The organism is Actinotalea fermentans (assembly GCF_007991475.1).
GTDB classification, from domain to species: Bacteria; Actinomycetota; Actinomycetes; order Actinomycetales; family Cellulomonadaceae; genus Actinotalea; species Actinotalea fermentans.
The window spans coordinates 1-22,368 of sequence record NZ_BJYK01000012.1 but is presented as its reverse complement, the minus strand read 5'-3'; the positions used below and the strand labels follow the sequence as shown (position 1 = coordinate 22,368).

At 73.0% G+C, this 22,368-nt stretch carries 15 protein-coding genes; 12 read left to right on the top strand and 3 right to left on the bottom strand.

Going from position 1 to position 22,368, the window contains the following annotated elements; translation table 11 throughout:
* Nucleotides 1–211 precede the first annotated feature (211 nt).
* Genes AFE02nite_RS15800 through AFE02nite_RS15775 form a run of 6 tightly spaced genes read left to right on the top strand, consistent with a single transcriptional unit; the run spans nucleotide 212 to nucleotide 7,012 of the window.
* Nucleotides 212–1,579 (top strand): ABC transporter substrate-binding protein, encoded by a 1,368-nt coding sequence (locus AFE02nite_RS15800; protein ID WP_052113753.1) that lies wholly within the window; start codon nucleotides 212–214, stop codon nucleotides 1,577–1,579.
* Between the two features lies 1 nt (nucleotide 1,580).
* On the top strand, nucleotides 1,581–2,546 hold the full coding sequence (locus AFE02nite_RS15795; RefSeq protein ID WP_052113752.1) for a carbohydrate ABC transporter permease: 966 nt from the start codon (nucleotides 1,581–1,583) through the stop codon (nucleotides 2,544–2,546).
* The gene (locus tag AFE02nite_RS15790; protein WP_034246886.1) at nucleotides 2,543–3,367 is read left to right on the top strand and encodes a carbohydrate ABC transporter permease; all 825 of its coding nucleotides are present in this window, start codon (nucleotides 2,543–2,545) and stop codon (nucleotides 3,365–3,367) included. Before AFE02nite_RS15795 ends, AFE02nite_RS15790 begins: the two co-directional genes overlap by 4 nt.
* Before the next feature lie 6 nt (nucleotides 3,368–3,373).
* Nucleotides 3,374–4,366, top strand: a complete 993-nt coding sequence (locus tag AFE02nite_RS15785) for an alpha/beta hydrolase (protein WP_052113751.1) — start codon at nucleotides 3,374–3,376, stop codon at nucleotides 4,364–4,366.
* Nucleotides 4,363–5,328: a nucleoside/nucleotide kinase family protein gene (locus AFE02nite_RS15780; RefSeq protein ID WP_186814587.1), complete on the top strand. Its 966-nt coding sequence runs from the start codon at nucleotides 4,363–4,365 to the stop codon at nucleotides 5,326–5,328. Before AFE02nite_RS15785 ends, AFE02nite_RS15780 begins: the two co-directional genes overlap by 4 nt.
* Nucleotides 5,321–7,012, top strand: coding sequence for an alpha-amylase family protein (locus AFE02nite_RS15775; protein ID WP_034246883.1), 1,692 nt, complete (start codon nucleotides 5,321–5,323; stop codon nucleotides 7,010–7,012). The genes AFE02nite_RS15780 and AFE02nite_RS15775 overlap by 8 nt, the downstream gene beginning before the upstream one ends.
* A 6-nt stretch (nucleotides 7,013–7,018) precedes the next feature.
* On the opposite strand, the gene AFE02nite_RS15770 is transcribed toward AFE02nite_RS15775, so the two are convergent.
* From AFE02nite_RS15770 to AFE02nite_RS15760, 3 genes are all read right to left on the bottom strand, one after another.
* Entirely contained in the window at nucleotides 7,019–8,053 is a 1,035-nt protein-coding gene (locus AFE02nite_RS15770) for a LacI family DNA-binding transcriptional regulator (RefSeq protein ID WP_034246881.1), read from the bottom strand.
* A 449-nt stretch (nucleotides 8,054–8,502) separates the two neighbouring features.
* Nucleotides 8,503–10,713 carry an alpha-galactosidase gene (locus AFE02nite_RS15765; protein ID WP_146820009.1) on the bottom strand — a complete coding sequence of 737 codons (2,211 nt, stop codon included), beginning with the start codon at nucleotides 10,711–10,713 and terminating at the stop codon, nucleotides 8,503–8,505.
* 4 nt (nucleotides 10,714–10,717) lie between these two features.
* Nucleotides 10,718–13,132, bottom strand: a complete 2,415-nt coding sequence (locus AFE02nite_RS15760; RefSeq protein WP_146820008.1) for a glycosyl hydrolase family 95 catalytic domain-containing protein — start codon at nucleotides 13,130–13,132, stop codon at nucleotides 10,718–10,720.
* 165 nt (nucleotides 13,133–13,297) lie between these two features.
* Here AFE02nite_RS15760 and AFE02nite_RS15755 point away from each other — a divergent pair, with 165 nt between their 5' ends.
* The 6 genes from AFE02nite_RS15755 to AFE02nite_RS15730 all read left to right on the top strand — a co-directional run bounded on the left by AFE02nite_RS15755 (nucleotide 13,298) and on the right by AFE02nite_RS15730 (nucleotide 22,341).
* Nucleotides 13,298–14,932: a GH39 family glycosyl hydrolase gene (locus tag AFE02nite_RS15755; RefSeq protein WP_261765666.1), complete on the top strand. Its 1,635-nt coding sequence runs from the start codon at nucleotides 13,298–13,300 to the stop codon at nucleotides 14,930–14,932.
* Between the two features lie 152 nt (nucleotides 14,933–15,084).
* Complete coding sequence (locus tag AFE02nite_RS15750) at nucleotides 15,085–16,104, top strand: LacI family DNA-binding transcriptional regulator (protein WP_034245023.1); 1,020 nt, start codon at nucleotides 15,085–15,087, stop codon at nucleotides 16,102–16,104.
* Between the two features lie 357 nt (nucleotides 16,105–16,461).
* Nucleotides 16,462–18,675, top strand: coding sequence for an alpha/beta hydrolase (locus AFE02nite_RS15745; protein WP_186814586.1), 2,214 nt, complete (start codon nucleotides 16,462–16,464; stop codon nucleotides 18,673–18,675).
* A 416-nt stretch (nucleotides 18,676–19,091) separates the two neighbouring features.
* Nucleotides 19,092–20,417, top strand: coding sequence for an ABC transporter substrate-binding protein (locus AFE02nite_RS15740; RefSeq protein ID WP_034245001.1), 1,326 nt, complete (start codon nucleotides 19,092–19,094; stop codon nucleotides 20,415–20,417).
* Nucleotides 20,418–20,431: 14 nt separating this feature from the next.
* On the top strand, nucleotides 20,432–21,442 hold the full coding sequence (locus tag AFE02nite_RS15735) for a carbohydrate ABC transporter permease (protein WP_034245003.1): 1,011 nt from the start codon (nucleotides 20,432–20,434) through the stop codon (nucleotides 21,440–21,442).
* Nucleotides 21,442–22,341, top strand: coding sequence for a carbohydrate ABC transporter permease (locus AFE02nite_RS15730; RefSeq protein ID WP_034245005.1), 900 nt, complete (start codon nucleotides 21,442–21,444; stop codon nucleotides 22,339–22,341). Before AFE02nite_RS15735 ends, AFE02nite_RS15730 begins: the two co-directional genes overlap by 1 nt.
* Nucleotides 22,342–22,368 lie beyond the last annotated feature (27 nt).

The window sequence follows — 22,368 nt, the reverse complement described above, 5'->3', positions numbered from 1 at the left end:
GGTCGCCGCCGGGGAGAGGACGACGCGCGGGGCCGTGGGCGGGAGCGTGACCATGGCCACGATTGGGTAACGAAGCCCGCGTGCGCTTCGATCCCGGCTTGACACCGCATTCGGCATCTCCCCAGACTGCAGGTGCTAAGACGATTTAGCAACCGTCGGGACGGGGGGCCCGGCGAACCCCCGGACGGCTCTTCGACGAAGGGAGACACTGGTGTCTCGACGTGGTGGATCAGCACGACGGACGGGCCTGGCGGCCACCGTGGTGGCGAGTGCGCTGGTACTCGCCGCCTGCAGCGCGCCCGGTTCGAACAACGACGCGGAGGAGCCGGAGGAGTCGGCGCCCGCGACCGAGGACGCGAGCGCGCTGGACTGCGGCACCGAGCCCGTGACGCTCAAGGCGTACATCGAGACGGGCTTCCCGCTCGCCACGGAGCTCTTCGACGAGTTCGAGGCGCAGTACCCGAACGTGACCTTCGACGTGCGAGAGGACCAGTTCGCCGTCCTCACCCAGAACGCGCCGCGCGTCCTCGTCGACGACCCGCCGGACCTCATGCGCCTGCCGCAGATGTCCGAGCTCGCCAGCGACGGCCTCCTGCTCGACCTCGACGAGTACGCCGCGGCGTTCGGCTGGGACACCTGGCCCGCCTCGCAGCTCGAGCAGATGCGCGTGGACGACGAGGGCCGGCGCGGCAACGGCCCGCTGTACGCCATGGGCCTGAACTTCTCGATGACCGGCGTCTTCTACAACAAGGAGCTCGCCGCCCAGATCGGCATGGAGGAGCCCCCGGCCACGCTGGCGGAGTTCGACTCCTACCTGCAGGCGGCCAAGGACGCCGGCCTCGTGCCGATGGCCCAGTTCAACGGTGGCGCCACCGGTGGCCTTGCCTTCCCGCTGCAGGGGCTCATGGCCTCCTACGGTGACGCGGGCGAGATCAACGACTGGATCTACCAGCAGCCCGACGCCACGATCGTCACGGACACCAACGTCCAGGCGACCGAGCACCTGCAGTCGTGGATCGAGGCCGGCTACTTCGCCGACGACATCAACTCGATGGACTACGCGATGATGATGAGCCGCTTCATCGAGGGCAACAGCGTCTTCATCTTCAACGGCGACTGGGAGTCGGGGAACCTCGACGCCCAGATGCCGGGCAACGTCGGCTTCTTCCTCATGCCCCCGGTCGAGGAGGGTGGCTCCTTCGGTGCGATGTCCGCCCCGCTGACCTACGGCATCTCGGCGAACGCCGCCAACCCGGCCTGCGCCGCGTTCTTCCTCGACTGGATCGCCACGAACGACGAGGCCCGCACGATCGCCGTCGAGATCGGTGGCTCGCACCCGATGGGCCCGGCCGACGCCTTCATGCCGGCGGTCGCCGAGGGCTCCGTGACCGCGGAGACCCTGGCCGCGGGCGCGGCGATCGGCGCGCAGGACGGCGCGATGGACTTCATCGCCAACGCCACCGGCTCGGTCTACGCCGAGGGCTGGACGCCGAACCTGCAGAAGCTCGTCGCCGGCGAGATCGACCCGACCGCGCTCCTCGAGGCCGTGCAGGCCGAGTACGAGTCCTCGGTCGGCTGACATGAACCAGCGGCTGACCGGCCGAGCGTCGGCCCGCCGCGAGGACACCCCGGCTCTGGGTAGCCCGGAGAGCAGGCGCCGCGCCATCAAGGCGCGGCGCCTGCGCCGGGGCGGGCTGGCGCTGCTCCTCGTGGCTCCCGCAGCGCTCGCCTACATCGTGTTCGTCCTGCGCCCGATGGCGCAGTCGATCCAGTTCTCGTTCTACGAGTGGAACGGCGTCACCGAGTCCACCTGGGTGGGCCTGGACAACTACGCCGCCATCCTGCGCGAGCCCGAGATGTCGGGCTCGATCCTCAACGCGTTCCAGCTGATCATCTACTTCAGCTTCATCCCCGTGCTGCTCGGCCTCTTCACGGCCAACACCATCCGCGGCTTCGCGACGAGCCGGCTGGCCATCGTGTCCCGCACCGTGCTCTTCCTGCCCCAGATCATCCCGCTGGTGGCCGCGGGCATCATGTGGAGCTGGCTGTACGCGTCGAACGGCATGGTCAACCAGGTGCTCGAGGCGATCGGCCTCGGCGGCGTCGCCCGCGCCTGGCTCGGCGACTTCGACACCGCGCTGCCCGCCGTCGGCCTCATCGGCGCGTGGGTGGCCCTGGGTCTGTGCATGCTCCTGCTGCTCGCCGGCATGACGAAGATCGACCCGGCGCTCTACGAGGCCGCGCGCATCGACGGCGCCGGCCCGTGGCGCGAGTTCTTCGCGATCACGCTGCCGAGCCTGCGCCAGGAGATCGCCGTGTGCGTGACCGTGACGGTCATCGCGGCCCTGGCCAGCTTCGACATCATCTACATCTCCACGCAGGGCGGGCCCGGCAACCGGACCCTCGTCCCGGGCCTGGAGATCTACCGCCTGGCGTTCTTCAACCGCGAGATCGGCCAGGCGTCCGCCCTCGCCGTCGCCCTCATGGCGCTCGTGCTCCTCGTCGTCCTCCCGCTGCAGCGGCTGAACCGGGAAGGTGACTCGTGATCGTCTCCCGCCGAGAGACCTGGCTCGGCCGCACCATGCTCATCCTCCTGATGGCGGTCACGATCCTGCCGTTCATCAGCCTCTTCGTGACGGCGCTGCACCCGTCGGGCACCTACCCGTCCGGCCTCGAGTGGCCCGAGTCGCCGCAGTGGTCGAACTTCGTCGACGCCTTCAAGGTCGCCGACATGGGCACGCTGCTGTGGTCCAGCTTCCTCATCGAGATCGCGGTCGTGCCCGTCTCGCTGTTCATCGCGACGCTCGCGGGCTTCGCGCTCGGGCACCTGCGCCCGCCGGGCGCGCGAATCATCCTCGTCGCGTTCGTGCTCGGCCTGACGCTGCCGCGCGAGGGCGTCATCGTGCCGCTCTACTACCAGATGCGCGACCTGGGTCTGCTGAACACCCGGTGGGCGATCATCCTGCCGCTCATCGGCCTGTACATGCCCTTCGCGGTGTACTGGATGCGTGCGCACTTCGTGAACATGCCCGAGGACATCTCCGAGGCGGCGCGCATCGACGGCGCCTCGACCTGGCAGATGTTCTGGCGCGTGCACGTGCCGCTGTCGATGCCGGCGCTGTCGTCCCTGGCGATCCTGCTGTTCCTGTGGACGTGGAACCAGTTCCTGCTGGCGGTGGTCCTGGTGTCCGACCCGGCCCAACGGACCATGGCGGGCGCCCTCGGGGCCTTCCAGGGCCAGTGGGGCACGGACATCCCGCTGCTGTGCGCGGGATCGCTGCTGATCCTCGCGCCGACGCTGATCGTGTTCCTCGTCTTCCAGCGCCAGTTCGTCAGTGCGCTGCTCCAGGGCTCGCTGAAGGGCTGATCGACGTTGCGTCCACCGTTCGACCCTGAGCTGGAGGCTGCCCTCGTCCGCCGTCGCGACGAGGTGGTCCGTGCGCTCGAGGCCCACGAGATCGTCGGTCTGCGTGACCGTTCGACCACCCCGGCGGCCGTCGAGGAGGCGGCCGCCGGGCGGTTCCGGACGTCGGTCCTCACCGCCGTCCGCGACGGCCGGCCCGGCGTCGAGGTCGTGCTCCTGCGCCCGGCCGAGGCGGCCGGGCCCGTGCCGTGGCTCCTGCACCTGCACGGCGGCGGCCTCGTCACGGGCACGGCCTGGGACGACGTCGTGCCCCTCCTCGACCTGGCCGCCGACGCCGGCTGCGCCATCGCGTCGGTGGGCTACCGCCTGGCGCCGGAGCACCCGTACCCGGCCGCGCTGCACGACGCGGAGACGGCGCTGACCTGGCTCGTCGCGCACGCGGGGGAGCTGGGCCTGGACCCGGCGCGCGTCGTCGTCGAGGGCATCAGCGCCGGGGGCGGGCTCGCCGCGGCGCTCGCGCTCCTCGTGCGCGACACGGGCGGCCCGGCGCTCGCCGGGCAGCTGCTGACGTGCCCGATGCTCGACGACCGGAACGACTCCGGGTCGGCCCGGCAGATGGCCGGCCACGGCGCCTGGGACCGGACGGCGAACGCCACCGCGTGGCGCGCCTACCTGGGTGACGCCGTCGGGGGTGCGGACGTCCCCGCCCACGCCGCCCCGGCCCGCGCGTCGGACCTGAGCGGCCTCCCGCCGGCGTTCCTGGACGTAGGCTCGGCGGAGACGTTCCGGGACGAGGTCGTCGACTACGCCCGGCTCCTGTGGCGCGGCGGTGGCGCCGCGGAGCTGCACGTGTGGCCCGGCGGCTTCCACGGCTTCGATTACTTCGAGCCCACGGCGACGCTGTCGCGGCAGGCGCGCGAGGCGCGGCGGCGCTGGGTGCACCGGCTGCTCGCGCGTACGGCACCCGCGGTGGCGCCGCGGATCGTGGAGGGACAGCGATGAGGGACGTCGTCGGGGCGCTCCGGGCGTGCCTGCCGTGGCGGCCGGTCGAGGTGCCGGCCGAGATCCCGACTGGTGACATGCCGGGGGACCGGGTGAGCATCGGCCCGGCGCACGTCGCGAAGGCGAACGCCCTGCTGCCGATGGTGGTCGACGCGCTGGTGCCCGCCGTCGCGGCGAACCCGTCCGCGCGCGCGGTGGTCGCGGTCGCCGGCGGTTCGGGGGTCGGCAAGTCGGAGATCGCCTCGCTGCTCGCGTTCTTCCTGCGCAGCGCCGGCGTCGGGGCGTACACCCTGTCCGGCGACAACTACCCGCGGCGGATCCCCGCCCAGAACGACGCCGAGCGCCTGCGGGTCTTCCGCGACGGCGGCGTCCGCGGCCTGGTCGTGGACGGCCTGGTCACCCCGGAGCGCACCGCAGCGCTGCGTGCGCTGCAGGCCGACGACGCCGACGCCGACCCCGCGCACGTGGCCCAGCACCCGTGGCTGGCCTCCTACCAGCGCGCGGGGCGCTCGGCCCTGGCCGGGTACCTCGGCACGCCGGCGGAGATCGACTTCGACCACCTGTCGGCGATCCTCGGCGAGTTCAAGAACGGGGCGTCCCGGCTGCACCTGCGGCGGATGGGGCGCGGGCCGGCCGACCTCTGGTACGAGGCGGTGGACGTCACCGGCGTCGACGTCGTCGTCGTGGAGTGGACGCACGGTGCGAGCCGGCACCTGCGTGGGGTGGACGTGCGCATCCTGCTGAACAGCACCCCGGCGGAGACCCTGGCGCACCGGCGGGCGCGCGGGCGGGACGGCGCGACCGACAGCCCGTTCACCGCCCTGGTGCTGGGCCTGGAGCAGGAGATGCTCGACGCCCAGGCGCCCGACGCGGCGATCATCCTCGCCAAGAGCGGCGAGCGGCTGACCTTCCCGCAGTACCGGGCGCTCATGGCGCGCGCGGAGGAGGGGACCGATGGCTGACGCCGCGGGCGTGCCGAGCGCGCGCCCTCTGCTCAACGCCTACCCGGACAGCCTCGGGGGGCGGCTCGCCGACGCCGTCGCGCTGCTGCGGCGGCCGGAGCTCGCCGGCGTCTTCGACGGCTTCTACGTGCTGCCGAGCGTGTTCAACACGGACCTGGACCGTGGCTTCTCCGTCATCGACTACGGGCTGGACGAGCTGGTCGCCACCGAGCAGGACCTGGCGGACCTGCGCGGGCTCGGGGTCGAGCTCAAGCTCGACGTCGTGCTCAACCACTGCTCCGTGCTGTCGCCGCAGTTCCAGGACCTGCTGCGGCGCGGTGAGGACTCGCCCTACCGGGACTTCTTCATCGACTGGAACCGGTTCTGGGACGGCCACGGCACGATGACGGACGCCGGCTACGTGCAGCCGGACCCGGAGCTGCTGGAGCCCATGTTCTTCCGCAAGCCGGGGCTGCCGATCCTCATGGTCCGGTTCCCGGACGGGCGCGAGGTGCCGTACTGGAACACCTTCTACCAGGAGGTCGTGCACCGGCGCCCGGACGTGCCGGAGCTCGTCGGGCTCGGCCTGCAGTACCGCACGGCCGTCGCGGTCGCCGCCCTGGTGGGCCGCGCGCTCGACGACGGCGTGGCGCCCGGCGACGCCGACTGGGGCCGGCTCGCGCGGCACCGGGAGACGGTCCTGGAGCACCTGGCGTCGACGCGCAGCTACCTCGGCCAGATGGACGTCAACATCGCGTCGCCGCTGGTCTGGGAGTTCTACGACGAGACCCTGCGCACGCTCGCCGGGTACGGCGCGCGCATCGTCCGGCTCGACGCGTTCGCGTACGCGCCGAAGGCCCCGGGCCGCCGCAACTTCCTCAACGACCCCGAGACGTGGGAGCTGCTCGCGCGCGTGCGCGGGCTCGCCGACGCGCACGGGCTCACGCTGCTGCCCGAGATCCACGCGAGCTACGCGGAGGGCACGCACGAGCGGATCGCGCGCGAGGGCTACCTGACCTACGACTTCTTCCTGCCCGGGCTGGTGCTGGACGCCCTCGAGACGGGCAGCGCCGCGACCCTCGCCGGCTGGGCCCGCGAGGTGCAGGGCAAGGGGATCCGCACGGTGAGCATGCTGGGCTGCCACGACGGCATCCCCCTGCTGGACCTGAAGGGACTCGTGCCCGACGCGCGGATCGAGGCGCTCATCGAGACGGTCGTGGGCCGCGGCGGGTACGTGAAGAACCTGCACGGCAGCACGCAGATGTACTACCAGGTCAACGCCACGTACTTCAGCGCGCTCGGGGAGGACCCGCGCGCGATGCTGCTGGCGCGGGCGCTGCACCTGTTCATGCCGGGCAAGCCGCAGGTCTGGTACCTCGACCTGCTCGCGGGGACGAACGACCACGACGCCGTCGCGAAGGCCGGGCCGGGTGGTCACAAGGAGATCAACCGCACCAACCTCACGGTCGAGGACGTCGTGGCGCGGCTCGGCCAGGACGTGGTGCGCGACCAGCTGACGCTGCTGCGCTTCCGGTCCGCCTCGCCCGCGTTCGGCTTCGACGCGCACCTGGACGTGCACGCGGACGGCGGACGGCTGGTGCTGCGCTGGACGAACGCCGGTGCGACCGCGGTGCTCGAGGCCGACCTGGCCACGCGGTCCTTCACCGTCACCGACGGGGACGGGGTCGTCGTCCTCGCGCGGTGAGGCGGGTCAGGGCGCCGGCGCCGTCGAGTCCCGCACGGTGAGCGTCGTGACGAGCTGGACCTGCCGGGAGGCCGGCTGGCCGCCGTCGGCCATCGCGAGGACCGTCTCGACGGCCATCCGGCCCATGCCGGTCAGGGGCTGGTGCACGGACGTGAGCGCGGGTGTCGTCCACAGCGCCTGCGGGGTGTCGTCGAACCCGACGACGCTCAGGCGCTCCGGTACCGGCACCGCGAGCTCGTGCGCGGCGGCGAGCAGGCCGACCGCGATCTCGTCGTCGCCGCAGACGACGGCCGTCGGCGGGTCGGGCAGGCGCAGCAGCTCCTGGCCGAAGGTGACGCCCGTCTCGACCGAGAACAGGCCGCCCCGCACGATGGTGCGGTCCAGGCGCAGCCCGGCGGAGTCGAGCGCCGCGGTGTAGCCGTGGAACCGCTCGCGCGCGGCGGCGGACGCCTCCGGGCCGCCGATCCAGCCGATGCGGCGGTGACCGAGGCCCAGGAGGTGCTCGGTCGCGGTCCGCCCGCCGGCCCAGTTGGTCGAGCCGATGGTCACCACCGTGGGGTCGTGGATGTCGACCGGGTCGACCATCACGAACGGCATGCCGACGTCCTTCGCCGCCTGCAGCACCGCGGCGGGCTCGCCGAGCGTGAGCCCGATGATCCCGACGACGCCGGCCTGCTGCTGCTCGGCGACCCAGCCGCGCGCGGCGGCCCGCGTGGCGCGGACCGAGCGGTCGGGTGGGAGGCGGACCAGCAGGTTCGTGTCCGCGGCGGTGGCCGCGGCGAGGATGCCCTGCAGCACGTTGGTGAGGTAGGGCGAGTCGAGGGCCTCGAACACGACGGCGAGGGTGCGGGTGCGCGGCGCCTCCCACTGCGACCGTGGCGGCCGGTACCCCAGCTGCTCGACGGCGGCGAGCACCCTGGCGCGCGTGTCCGCGGCGACGTCGCTACGGTCGTTGAGCACCTTCGACACGGTGCCCTTGGTCACGCCCGCTGCGCGAGCCACGTCGACGAGCGTCACGCGGCTCGGGGACCGTCCGGCCATCCACCCTCCCTCCTCGAAACCAGTTTCGAGGATAGCGCCGTGCCTGTGGCCGCTCCATCTCGGTTCGCCGCGCGGCGTTTCGGGCTCTTGACGCGCCGTCGCCCCCGTGGCTACCCTCGCCGCCTGAGCAGAAGGTAGCGAAACTGTTTCGACCGGTGGCGAAGGTGCCGGCCGGGCGGATCCGGTACCGGACGCAGCGCCTGCGTCGCGCAGGCTCAGCGTGGTGGCGGGCATCATGAACGGCGCCTTCAAGGGCTGGCAGGGGACGGACGTCGACGCTCGGCCGGTGTCTCCTCGGCCCCGTGGCGGGTTGCCGCCACCGCCCGGCCTCCGCGTCCCTGCCTCGGGGGGCGCGGAGGTCGGCACGTGCCCCGCCCGGGCGCGTGCGCGGCGCCGTCGCGGGTACCCCCTGCGTACCCGCGCAGCCCGCGGCGACCCGCGCTGCGCGGCTACCGCGCCCGTGCGTGCACGACGACGACGCGGTCGGGCGTGAACGTCGGCACGTCCAGCCCGACCGTCGACAGCAGCCCGCCGGCGTACCCGGGCGCGTCGGCCCGCGCGTCGGGCTCGCCGAGCGGCGGGGCGGCGCGCAGCCACGCCGGGACGAGCCACGGCGGCGCGACGTGGGACCACGCGGCGGCGAGCCGGTACGACCGGTCGGGGTCGAGCCCGGGCAGCCGGACGCGGCGCCGCGAGTCGGCCGACAGAGCCGGCGTGACCACGGCGAACACCCCCTCGCTCCCGTCCCGCGCGACCACGCCGCGGACCGACGGTGTGTCGTCCTCGTCGCCGTCGGTGACCACGTGACCGGACGCGAGGAGGCCGCGCAGCCCCTTGTGCACCGCGACCCACCGGGCGAGCTCGGCGCGCTCGGCCACGTCGGCCTCGGCCAGGTCCCACTCGATGCCGAAGTGCCCCAGCAGCGCCGCCGCGCAGCGGGTGTTCAGGTCGTGGGTGCGGCCGGTGCCCTGTGACCGCGGGGACGCGACGTGCGAGCCGAGCATCTCCGGCGGCACGAGCAGCCCGGTCCAGCGCAGGATGCGCACCCGGTCCAGGGGGTCGTGGTTGTCCGACGGGTGCACGCGGTCGGTGCGCTCGAGGATCCCGAGGTCCACGCGGCCGCCGCCGGACGCGCAGCTCTCGATCTCCAGGTCCTCGTGCCGCGCCCGCAGCTCGTCCATGAGCCGGTAGGTGGCGAGGGTCTGCTCGTGCACGGCGGCCGAGCCCGTGCCGGGGTGCCCGGCGTCGACCAGGTCGCGGTTGTGGTCCCACTTCAGGTAGCGCAGGCCCAGCTCGCCGACCAGCGCGTCGAGCGCGCCGAGGATGTGCGCGAACGCCGCCGGGTTGGTGAGGTCGACCACCTGCTGGAAGCGCCACCGGTCCGGCAGCTCCGGGCGCGCGCGCAGGATCCAGTCCGGGTGCGCTCTGGCCAGCCCGGAGTCCTCGTTGACCATCTCCGGCTCGACCCACAGCCCGAGCTCCATGCCGAGCGAGGCGACGTGGCGCGCGAACGGTGCGAGCCCCTCCGGCCACACGGTGGGATCGACCGTCCAGTCGCCGAGGCCCGCGCGGTCGTCGCGCCGGCCCAGGAACCACCCGTCGTCGAGCACGAAGCGCTCGACGCCGAGGGCCGCCGCCGCCGTGGCGAGGTCCGCGAGGGCGGCCGGGTCCTGGTCGAACAGGACGGCCTCCCACACGTTGTAGGTCACCGGCCGCGGCCGGCGCCCCGCCCGCGACCGCTCGCGGAGGAAGGCGTGGTACCGGTGCGCCGCGGCGTCGAGCCCGTCGGCCCAGCTCCCGTACACCCACGGCGAGACGTACTCCTGCCCGACGCCGAGGCGCACCTCGCCGGGGAACAGCAGCTCGGCGCCCCGGAAGGCCTGGTGGCCGTCGGTGCGCTCGACCGCGTGCTCGTGGTTGCCGCCGATGCCGACGTGGCAGAGCCAGACCTCGCCGGCGCGCGAGTCGAAGCCCGGGACGCCGACCGCGAGGGTGCCGGTCGCGTCCAGGCCGGTGCGCCCGCGGCGCGACTCGCGGGTGTAGGTGCCCACGGTGACCGCGTGGCGCTGGGGCACCCTCTCCGTGCCCCAGCGCCCCCCGAAGTCGAGGACCTCGCGCGCCCGCGCGGGGACGGCGAGCGAGGGGCTCACCTTGGCCACCTCGAGGGGCGCGACGGTGGCCCCGCCGGCGTCGGCGCCGCCCGGCTCGTTGCGCACGGTGGCGCGCGTGCGGAGCAGCCCGTGGGTGGTCAGCTCCACCTCGAGCGTGACCGTGACCCCGGCGTCGTCGTCGCGTGCCCGGACGCTCAGCAGGCCCGGCCCGGTCTGCGCCACCTCGCCCGGGCCGACGGCGCGGCCGTCGACCGTCACCGAGGTCACGGTGAGCCGGGGGGACCAGCCGGCGCCCGCGCGGTGCAGCTCCAGGCCCGGCCGACCGGCCCAGCCGCGCGTGTGCTCCGGGAGCATGCTCGGCTCGTACGGCACGTCGGACCCGCCGTCCATGCCCGGGCGGTGGCCCGCGTCGGCGAGGGCCACCAGCTCGGCGTCCGACGCCCGGACGCCCCGGCCCCAGTGCGCCAGCGTGGGGAGCAGGCCGCCGCGCTGGACGAGCAGCACCGAGACGCCGTCGGCGGCCAGGTGGATCAGTCGGGCGGGGTCCATGTGGTCATCCCTCGGTCAGCGGGTCGTGGGCGGGGCCGGTCCAGGTCAGGTGCACCGTCGTCGGCTCGGCGGACAGGTGCAGGTGCGCGCCGGCGAGGGCGCGGCCCGCCGCGGTGAAGGGGCGGCCCGCGCGCAGCCGGGTGCCGCCCGCCGGCGCGAGCCACCGCGCGTCGGGCAGGCGCCGCAGCGTGAGGGCGCACCCCTGCGGGTCCCACGCGAGACGGTCGACGACGACGCCGCCGCGCGCCCGCAGGCCGGTGACCTCCCCGCGCGGCCACGCGCCGGGCAGGGCGGGCAGCGCCGTCAGGTCGTCGCCGGTGGAGCCGAGCAGCATCGCGGCCACCAGGGCCGGCAGGCCGCCGCTCGCGTCGACGTTGAAGACGGCGCCGGCGTCGTGCGTCGTCGTCAGCGCCGGGCGCCAGTGCTCGAGGGCGAGCCACTCGACGCACTGCAGCGCCGCGTCGGCGTCGCCGAGGGCGGCGGCCGCGAGCCCGAGCTGCACGAGGCCGAAGGCCATCTCCATCCGACCCGGCGGGGGCGTGGGGTCGGCGGCGCGCCAGGCGATCTTGGCCCGGACGGTGGCCGCCGCGGCAGCGCGCAACGGCGCCCCCGCCGGGCCCAGGAAGGCCGGGTCCACCTCGTACCACAGCGGGTAGAGCTGGGACGCGTGCCGGTGGGCGATGTTCTCGCACCACGGCGCCGCGATCCACTCCGCCAGCGTGCCGTCGTCGGCCACGCGGTAGCCGGGCAGGGCGGCGGCCAGGGCGGACCAGCGGGCGTCGAGCGAGTCGTCGCCGCGGGCCGTGCCCAGGAGCCTGGCGGCCCGGGCGGCGTCGCGCAGGATCGCCACCTCCATCGTGGCGTCCGCGGTGATCGCCCCGGCGGCCCCGGTCGGGGTGTTCTCGGGGGAGTAGCCCGGGACGAGGTGCCGGCGGCCGCCACCCGGCACCGTCGCGGTCTCCGCGAAGCGGAGCACGCCCTCGACGAGCGACCACAGGCGGTCGTCGACGAGCGAGCGGTCGCCGGTCGTGGCGACGACATCGGCCGCGACGCGCAGCACCCAGCCGCCGCAGCCGGTCCAGAAGACGTGGGGGTAGGCGGCCGCCACGTGGTTCGCGCGGCCGTGCGTCGACATCCGCGCCGGGAGGAGCATCCCGTCGGCCCCGAACACGCGGCGGGCGTTCTCGCGGTAGTCGCCGAGGTGCGCCAGGACGAGCGTGAGCAGGGACGTCGCGAGCTCCGGGGTGCCGGTGGGCACCAGGCTCGCGAGACCACCGTTGAAGAGGTTCCCGTTCGTCGTGTAGTCGGCCGACCAGGCCGGCCGCCACGTGCCCTGCCAGACGCCCTGCAGGGTCGGGGGAAGCTCGCCGGTGGCGGCGATCGCGTGCGCCCGGCCCGCCAGGTAGGCGATCTCGACGGCGCGGCGCCGCGCGGCCGGCTCGCCCGCCCGGGCAGCGGCCCAGACCTCCTCGGTGCAGGCGTCGAGGTCCTCGTGCCCGGCGAGGTCGAGCACCGACGCGCGGACGAGGCGCCCGTGCGTCGCGCGCTGGCGTTCCCGCACGCCCGCCCAGTCCACCGCGGCCGTCGCGGGTGGGGCCGCCCGGCCCGGTGCGGCGCCGGAGGTGACGTGGACGTCGACGCGCAGCGTCGTCGGCGTCCCGCCGCGCACCTGCAGGCGAGAGCTCAGTCCAGGTCCGTCGGGTGTCCACGGCGCACCGGTGCGAGCCACGACGAGCGCGGTCGAGTCCGCGGTCACGGCCCGCAGCCGGCCGTCCAGCCCGGCGGCGAGGTCCACCCGGATCGCCGTGGAGCCGTCGGGGACCCCGGTGTCGAGCGCGGTCTCCTGCGCCCCGCCCAGGGCGAGGTGCCAGGTGACGGCCAGGTCGCGCTCCGTCTCGAGCCGGACCAGCACCGCCGGCTCGTCCCGGGGCGCGACGACGCGCAGGACGCAGCGGCCGCCGGCCTCGTCGTCCCAGAGGGTGGCGACCTCGCCGTGGACGAGGTCCACCTCCCGCTCGAGGCTCGCGTCGGCCGCGCCGCCCGTGCGCAGGGTGAGCGTCGCGCAGATGCCCAGCGGATCGGTCCAGATCAGGCCGTCGGGGTAGCCGCTCGCGCGGATGGCGGCGGTGAGCAGCTCGCTCGCTGCGCCGGCGTCCCCGTTGGCCACGGCGCGACGGATGTCGGCGAGCACGGGGCGGACGTCGGGAGCGGGCGGCCGTGGGCCCGTGGGCACGAAGAAGCGCTCGTGCGCGAGCGTGAGCACCTGCCGGCCCGGTGGCCCGTGGAGCACGACGCCGACGCTCCCGCCGCCGCAGACGAGGCCGTCCTCCCAGGTCCGCGCGGCCGTGCGGGTCCGGAAGCGCGAGCCGACGGACGGCGCCGCATCTCGAAACCGTTTCGACGGTCGTGACCGGACCATGGCGGGAAGGATCGCACGCGTTCGAACCCTGCCGCCAGGCTGGAACGCGCGTGGATCTCACCCTTGGCCGCCTCCTTGACCCGTCGTCAGGTCGCCGGTAGCGTCCCGCCATCGACGAACGGTTGCGAAACTGTTTCGACCATGCCGACCGGGAGCGCAGACACGGTGAACGACACGCAGGCCGTCCGGCCACTGACCGTCGACGGCCAGCGGCCCGACGACGCCCCGCTCCGGCACGTCTGGAACGCATGCGTCGGCGCCGGCCGCGCCAACGAGGCCCTCCGGGCCGACTGGCAGGAGCACTTCCGCGAGGCCGTCTCGGTGCTCGGCGCGCGCTACGTCCGCTTCCACGGCCTGTACCACGACGACATGTTCGTCTACCGCGCGACCTACGGCGGCGGCTTCGGTCCGCCCACGGTCCTGGCCGAGCCGCAGCACACCTTCAGCTACGTGGACAAGGTCTTCGACGCGGTCCTCGACGCGGGCGCGCGGCCGTTCGTCGAGTTCGGCTTCATGCCACGCGAGCTCGCCACGCAGACCGAGACGCTGTTCTGGTGGAAGGCGCACTGCAGCCCACCGACCGACATGGCGCGCTGGTCCGCGCTCGTGACCGCGACCGTCGAGCACTGGGTCGAGCGCTACGGCGTCGACGAGGTGCGGCAGTGGCGGTTCGAGGTCTGGAACGAGCCGAACCTCGTGCCGCACTTCTGGACCGGGACGCGGACCGAGTACTTCGAGCTCTACGAGGCGACCGTCCGGGCGGTCAAGGGCGTGGACCCCGCGCTGCTGGTCGGCGGGCCGGCCACCAGTGTCTTCGTGCCCGACTCGCGGTACGCGGGCGAGGTCGAGGACCGCTCGGCGCAGGCCGCGACGGCCGCTGCGGACGACGTCGACGCGCTCGACTGGCGCCCGGTCTGGGTGGAGGAGTTCATCGCCTGGTGCGCGGAGCGAGGGCTGCCCGTCGACTTCCTCTCCACCCACCTCTACCCGACGGACTACGCGTACGGGTCCGACGGCCAGCCGCGCGACATCCGCCGCCACGTCGACGCGACGGAGGACGACCTGCGTCTGCTGCGGTCGATCATCGCGGGCAGCCCGTACCCGGACGCCGAGCTGCACATCACCGAGTGGTCGACCTCGCCGTCGAGCCGGGACTTCGTGCACGACACGGTGTTCGCCGCCACGTACATCACCCGGGCCTTCCTGCGCTGCGCGGCGCTCGCGGACTCGATCTCGTACTGGACCTTCACCGACGTGTTCGAGGAGGGCGGGGCGGGTCTCGGGCCCTTCCACGGCGGGTTCGGGCTGGTCAACGAGCAGGGCATCCACAAGCCGACGTTCCACGCGTTCGCCATGCTGGCCGGCCTGGGCGACCGGTTGCTCGCGGCGACGCCGGACGGCGTCATCACGCGGCACAGCGGCACGGACCGCGTGGCCGCCGTCTTCTTCAACTACCCGACCGAGATGGGCCGGGCGGCCGTCGGCTCGGAGGTGACCTACGAGGCGACGCGGGCGCTCGCCGAGGTGGGCACCGCGCGCCGGGTGCGGCACCGCGTCGAGGGCGTGCCGGCCGGCGCGGCCTTCGACGTCGAGCTGATGGACTGGGACCACGGCAACGTGACCGAGGCCTGGCACGCGATGGGTCAGCCGCTCAACCTCACGCGCGCGCAGGAGGCCGAGCTGCGTACGGTCGCGGACGGGCTGCGGCGGTGGCGGCTGGAGGCGAGCGCCGACGGCGTCCTCGAGATCGACCTGGAGCTGCCGGCCTGGGCCGTGGTCGGGCTGCGACAGGCGTCCTGAGAGGCCGGCCCGTGGGCACGTGACCACCGGCCGGATCGTCCCCACCCGCGCGGCACGTGATCGGGTAGATTCACTGACCGCCGCCCCCGAGGCAGGTCGCGGACGGAGTGTCGGCACCAGTGGGACGAGCGAAGGGGAAGCCCGTGGCGACGATGGTGGACGTCGCTGCCCTCGCCGGGGTCTCGGTGAAGACCGTGTCCAACGTGCTCAACGGCTACCCCTACATCCGCGACACGACGCGGGACCGGGTCCTGGCGGCCATCGACGAGCTTGGCTACCAGGTCAACGTGACCGCGCGCAGCCTCCGCTCGGGCCGCACCGGGATGATCGGCCTCGCGGTGCCCGAGCTGGGCCAGCCGTACTTCGGCGAGCTCGCCGACGACATCCTCGCGGCCGCGCGTGAGCAGGACGTCCAGGTGCTGATCGAGCCGACGGGGTTCACGCGGGAGGGTGAGCTCGCGGCCTTGCGGGAGCCCGGCCGCGGGCTGATCGACGGGCTCCTCTTCAGCCCCGCCGCGCTCGAGCAGACGGACGCCTCGCTCCTCGAGGTGGACTACCCGCTGGTGCTCCTCGGCGAGCAGATGTTCTCCCCGCGCGTGGACCACGTGACGATGCGCAACACCGAGGGGGCGCGGGCGGCCACGGACCTCCTGCTCGACCATGGCCGCCGGCGCATCGCGGTCATCGGCATGCTGCACGCGCAGGGCGCCGGCTCCGCCGCGCTGCGCTACGCGGGCTACCGCCAGGCGCTCGAGAACCGCGGCCTCGCCGTCGACCCCGCGCTGTTCGGGTGGGCGGACGACGGCTGGCACCGCGGCAACGGCGCGCTCGCGATGGCGGCCATCCTGGACGCCGGCGTGGACGTGGACGGCGTCGTGGCCTTCAACGACGCCCTGGCGATGGGCGCGATGTTCGAGCTGCAGGTGCGCGGTCGGCGCATCCCCGAGGACGTCGCCGTCATCGGGTTCGACGACATCGAGGACGCCCGGTACACCGTCCCGTCGCTGACGACGGTCGACCCCGGCCGCCGCGAGATCGCGCGGGTCGCCGTCGAGCTCCTCTGCCGCCGCGTCCGTGAGCGCGGCGATCGCGACGGCGTGCGGCCCGAGGCCGTGCTGCACCTGGCCGACATGCGGATCGTCGAGCGCGGCAGTACCCCGGCCCGCGCCTGAGACTCGTCGCGGGGACCTGCCTGCCCGCATCGCCACGCATGGGCGCAGAGGCCCCGGAGCCGTCCGGAGCCCCCAAAAACCGGTCCAACCAGTGTCTTGACGGCATGGTGCGCGAAGGCCACGATAGGCCGCATCCCCGCGTTCTACGACGTTGTAGAACCGCTGTCGTCTACAACGATGCAGGAAGGGGAGCGGGGGGCCGCATCGCGCTGGGGGGAACAGCTTCTCCGGGGGGCGGCGGGCTCGGTGTCGCGTGGCGGCGTGGCACGCCGGGCCGACGACAAGGAGGAATCGATGACGATGACTCATCCCGTACGAGCGGGCCGGCGGTCCGTCGGCCGGCGGATCGGAGCGTTCGTGGCAGGAGCTGCAGTCGCGCTCGGGACCGCCGTCGTGGCCACGCAGGCCGTGGCAGCGGAGGCCCCGGCCACCGACTCGTGGGTCACGACGACCCCCGAGGGGTACTACCGCTTCACGGTCGCGCAGGCGACCGTCGAGCAGATGCTCGGCGCGAAGCCGTCCGTGCTGGAGCTCGAGGGGAACATCGGGCCCGCCGGCACCTGGTCTGCGGTGGCGATGGACCCGAGCGGCGCGAACTACGAGGCGATGTGGGGCCCGGTCCCGCCCGGCCTGTACTACTACCAGTACACCGCGACGATGGCCGACCGGACGAAGATCTCCTTCCGGAACCCCGACTCGCCGGTGACGGTCACGTCCCAGCCGAACTGGAACACGTTCTTCGTCCCGGGTCCGGGCGTCGAGTGGATGACCGACGTCGCCGAGGGCGGTGGCACGGTCAGCGAGCTCGCCTACCAGAGCGTCGTCACGCACGAGGAGCGCACGGCGCTCGTCTGGACGCCCGCGGACTACCAGGCGAACCCGCCCGCTCCCGGCCCCGGCCGCGGCCCCGGTCACGGTCCGGGTCACGGCCCGGCCGCCAAGCCGCTGCCGGTGCTCTACCTGCTCGCTGACGAGGGTCAGAGCGCCCGCGAGTGGGCGGAGCTGGGTCGCATCCCGCAGGTCCTCGACAACCTCGTCGCGGCCGGTGAGATCGAGCCGATGGTCGTCGTCATGGCCGACGTGAACGTCGCCGACCCCCGGGCCGAGCTCCTGCGCTCGCTGGTGCCGGCCGTGCGGGACGCGTACCGCGTCGCGCGCGACGGTCGTCAGCAGGCCGTGGCCGGCATCGGCACCGGCGCCGGGACGGCGCTGGACCTCCTGGTGCACCAGCCGGGCACCTTCCGGTCGGTCGGCTCCCTCTCGGGCAGCCTGGACGACCTGTCGATCCGCCGGCCGGACGCCCACCGCATCAACGGGCGGACCGACCTGCTCCGGCTGTACGTGGGCAACGTCCTCGACCCCGCCTACAACGGCACCGAGGCACTGCTGCGCGCCTTCGAGCGCGCCGGCGTGCGGCACCAGTTCGACGGCGTGGACCCGGACCAGGGCGCGACCTGGGACACCTGGCGTGAGGCCGTGCGCGACTTCGCGTCGCGGGTCTTCACGCGCGGCACCGCCCCCGGCCCGCGGGACGGGAACCTGCCCCTCGACGAGCCGTACGTGGCGCCCGCCACGGGCTCGATCACGACGCCGCACATCGACGAGAACGGCATCGTCACCTTCGAGACGGGTACCCAGTGGGCGGACGCCAAGGACGTCACCGTCTGGGCGAACTGGGCCCCCAACGGTGCCTGGTTCCGCATCCCGATGACGAAGGTGGACGACCGCTGGCGCCTCGCCCTCGGTCCGCTCGACGGCTTCTACTACTACCGGTACGTCGTCGACGGGGTGGACGTGAAGGACCCCGAGGACACGGTGAACACCCTCACGGGTGTCAGCCCGCTCTTCGTCCCGGGCGAGACGGACCTGCTGCTCGCCGACGCCCCCGAGGCCGACCGCGGCAGCGTGGACGTCCTGACCTACGCCAGCGCCCTGACGGGCACCGACCGCAACGCGTACGTCTGGACGCCGCCGGACTACGACCCGGCGCGCGCCGAGCCGTACCCGCTGTTCGTGCTCAACCACGGCGGCGGCCAGAACTGGGGCGACTGGGTCGAGGTCGGCCGGGCGCCGCAGATCCTCGACAACCTGTACCGCCAGGGCGAGATCGAGCCGATGGTCGTCGTGATGCCCGACGGCAACGTCTCGAACTACCAGGTCGAGCTCCGGGAGAACGTCATCCCGGCCGTCCAGGCGGGGTACCACGTGAGCGAGGACCCGCAGGAGCGGGCGATCGCCGGCCTCTCGATGGGCGGCATGAACTCGCTGGCCACCTGGCTGATGTACCCGGGCGAGTTCGCGTACGTCGGCGCCTTCTCCGGTGGCCTGTTCTGGTGGCCGACGGTGGACGCGGCTGCGGTGAACGAGGGCACGACGCTCGCGCGGATCTACGTGGGCGACGTGAGCGACTTCGCCGCCGGCTGGGTCTACGGCACCATGGCGGGCCTCGACGAGCGCGGCGTGGAGTACGAGTTCGCGGGTCCGTCGGTCGGTCCGCACGGCTTCGACGTGTGGTCGGCGAACCTGATCGACCTCTTGCCCCGCCTGTTCCAGGAGGCGCCGCAGGGCTGACCTCCTCGCGCCGCGGACCTCGGCTGCCGCGGCCTGCACGACGGCTGCGGCCGGTGGGACGTCGACCCCGCCGGCCGCAGCCGCGCACGGCCACCGCGGCGGAAGCGCTCCCGCCCGGCGGTGGTGGCGAAGCCGTGACGGAGCGGTGCCGAAATCGTTATCTGCCGCGATTGACGCGCTCCCGCCCCCGCTGAGAGGGTGCCTACATCGTCGTTGTACAACGATGGAGAAGTGGCGACTGCCCAGCAGTGCGGCTGGCGTCGGTCCCGGCGTGGTCCGTTCCCCACGTGCCGGGGACGAACCGGGGCCGGCCGGACGGCGGCGCGGTCTGCAGTGAGCGGCCTCGAGCCGCAGCGGATGTCCCGCGACACGGCGTCGTGTCGCGAAACTCAACGAGGAGAAAGAGGACACATCGCATGAACACGAGGAAGGTGTTCGCGGCCTCGACCGCGGCCTTCGTCCTGGTCGCGGGTCTCGCCGCGTGCTCCAGTGACGACGAGGGCGACACCGGCACCGACACCGGCACGGACGAGGGCACCTCGACCGACGCCGAGCCCGTCACGATGACGTTCTGGCACAACGCCACCACCGGCCCGGGTGTCGAGTTCTGGGAGGCCACCGTTGCCGCCTTCCAGGAGGAGAACCCGAACGTCACGATCGACATCCAGTCGATCCAGAACGAGGAGCTCGACGGCAAGCTCCAGACGGCGCTGAACGCCGGCGACGCCCCTGACATCTTCATGCAGCGCGGTGGCGGCAAGATGGCCGCGATGGTCAACGCCGGCCAGCTGATGGACCTCACCGACCTCATCACCGACGAGACCAAGGCCCTCATCCCCGAGGGCTCGTTCGCGGCGAACTCGCTCAACGGCAAGGTCTACGCCATGCCCGTCGCCGTGCTCCCGGGCGGTATCTGGTACAGCCAGGACCTCTTCGCCGAGGCCGGCATCGACGAGGTCCCGACCACGATCGACGAGCTCAACGACGCCGTCGAGGCGCTCAAGGGCACCGGCGTCGCGCCGATCGCCCTCGGTGCCAAGGACGCGTGGCCCGCTGCGCACTGGTACTACCACTTCGCCCTGCGCGCCTGCAGCCCCGAGACCCTCGAGGCCGCCGGCCAGGAGATGAACTTCGACGACGAGTGCTGGATCGACGCGGCGCAGAACCTCGCCGACTTCGCGGCGACCTCGCCGTTCAACGAGGGCTTCCTGACGACCTCCGCCCAGCAGGGTGCTGGCTCGTCGGCCGGTCTGCTGGCGAACCACCAGGCCGCCATGGAGCTCATGGGCGCCTGGAACCCCGGCGTCATCGGCTCGCTCACGCCGGACCAGCAGCCGCTGGCCGACCTGGGCTGGTTCCCGTTCCCCGAGGTCCCCGGTGGCCAGGGTGAGCCCGGTTCGATGCTCGGTGGCGTCGACGGCTACTCCTGCTCCGCGGACGCTCCGCCGGCCTGCGCCGACTTCCTGAACTACATCGCGCGCACCGACGTCCAGGAGGCCTACTACGTGGCCTTCCAGGCTCCGGTCGTCAACACCGAGGCCCAGGCCGTCATCGAGGAGCCGTACCTGCAGTCCGTGCTCGAGGCCTGGAACGCGGCCCCGTACGCCTCGCAGTGGCTCGACACCGTCTACGGCCAGAACGTCGGCAACGCGCTGAACATCGCCGTCGTCGACATGCTCGCGGGTGCTCGTGACGCCGCTGGCATCGTGGACGCGGTCAAGGAAGCCGCGGCCCGGGGCTGAGGACTGACTGACACATGACATCCATCAGCGAGAGCTCACGCCCCGCGAAGGGCTCGCGCGTGGATCTCACGGCCGGCGGGGGCGACAACGCGTCGCCCCCGCCGCGCCGGCGGCGCCGCGGCCTCGGATGGGCCGAACGCCTCGAGATCGCGGCGCTCACCGGTCCGGCCACGCTCGTCTTCCTGACCTTCGTCATCTTCCCGGTGGCGATGGCGGCGTACTACGGGTTCTACAAGTGGTCGGGCTACGGTGCTCCCACCGACTTCATCGGGTTCCAGAACTACATCACCATCCTCAAGGACCCGCTGTTCCACGACGCCTTGAAGCACAACGCCTTCATCGTCGTCATGTCGCTCGTGCTGCAGGGCCCGGTGGCCATCGGCCTCGCCCTGCTGCTCAACCGGAAGATGCGCGGGCAGTCCCTGATCCGCGTGCTCATCTTCGTCCCGTACGTCATCGCCGAGGTCGTCGTCGGGACCGGCTGGGGCCTCATGCTCCAGAGCCGCGGCGCGGTCAACGACCTGCTCACGAAGATGGGCCTGGACCAGTTCGTCACGGAGTGGCTGTCCGACCCGGACATCGCCATCTGGACCCTGATGGGCATCATCACGTGGAAGTACGTCGGCTTCGCCGTGATCATCTTCCTCGCCGGCCTCCAGGGGATCCCCGACGAGCTCTACGAGGCGGCCTCGATCGACGGCGCGTCGTACTGGCAGGTGCAGCGGCGCATCACCCTGCCGCTGCTCGGCCCGACCACGCGGATCTGGGCGTTCCTGTCGATGATCGGTTCGCTCCAGCTCTTCGACCTCGTCTACATCATCTGGGGCCAGTACATCGCCTCCACGGCGGGCACCTCGACGATGGCGACGTACATGGTCTCCTACGGCCGTAACGCCGGCAGCTTCGGCTACGGCAACGCGGTCGCCGTCGTGATCTTCCTGATCTCGATGATCGCCGCCCTGTTCTACCAGCGATTCGTGCTCCGTCGGGACACCGAGGGTGCGATCACGGGAGGTGCACGCTGATGGCCGCCCAGACCGTAGCCCCGCCGCCCCTGAGCAGCGACCGGCCGTCGGCGAAGCCCGCCCGCAAGCCGCCGCGCGGCGGCCTCAAGCGGGCCAACCCGGGCGTGTACGCGGTCGCGGTGCTGCTCATCCTGATGATGCTGGCGCCGGTCGCCTACATCATCATCGGCGGCTTCCGCACGAACGCCGAGATCACCCAGGACCCCTCCGGGCTGCCCTCGCCGTGGCAGGTCGGCAACTACGTCGACATCCTCAAGGGTGACGTCTTCTGGCGGCAGGTCTGGAACTCCACCATCGCGGCGGTCACGACGACCGTCGGGGTCGTGGCGCTGGGCCTGATGGTGAGCTTCGCCATCGCGCGGTACAACTTCCGCGGCAAGGCGGCGCTGTACTCGCTCTACGCGGCCGGTCTGATGTTCCCGATGACGGTGGCCATCACGCCGCTGTACATCATGGTGCGCAGCCTCGGCCTCATGAACGAGATCGGCGGCGTGATCCTGCCGCAGATCGCCTTCGGCCTGCCGATGACGGTGATCATCCTGGTGCCGTTCCTGCGGGCCATCCCCAACGAGCTCCAGGAGGCCGCCGCCATCGACGGCTGCAGCCGCCTCGGGTTCTTCTGGCGGATGGTCCTGCCGCTGTCGCTGCCCGGCGTCATCACCGTCGGGATCCTGGCGTTCATCGGCAGCTGGAACAGCTACCTGCTGCCCCTGTTCATCCTCAACGACGACGCGGCCTACACGCTGCCCCTGGGCGTGCAGGCGTTCGCGTCGCGCTACTCCGTGGACACGGCACGCGTGCTCGCGTTCACGTCGCTGGCCATGCTGCCGGCGCTGGCGTTCTTCAGCCTGTTCGAGCGCCGCATCGTCGGTGGTCTGACGGGAGCCGTGAAGGGCTGAACGACCGGCGTGGCCCGCCCCTCGGGG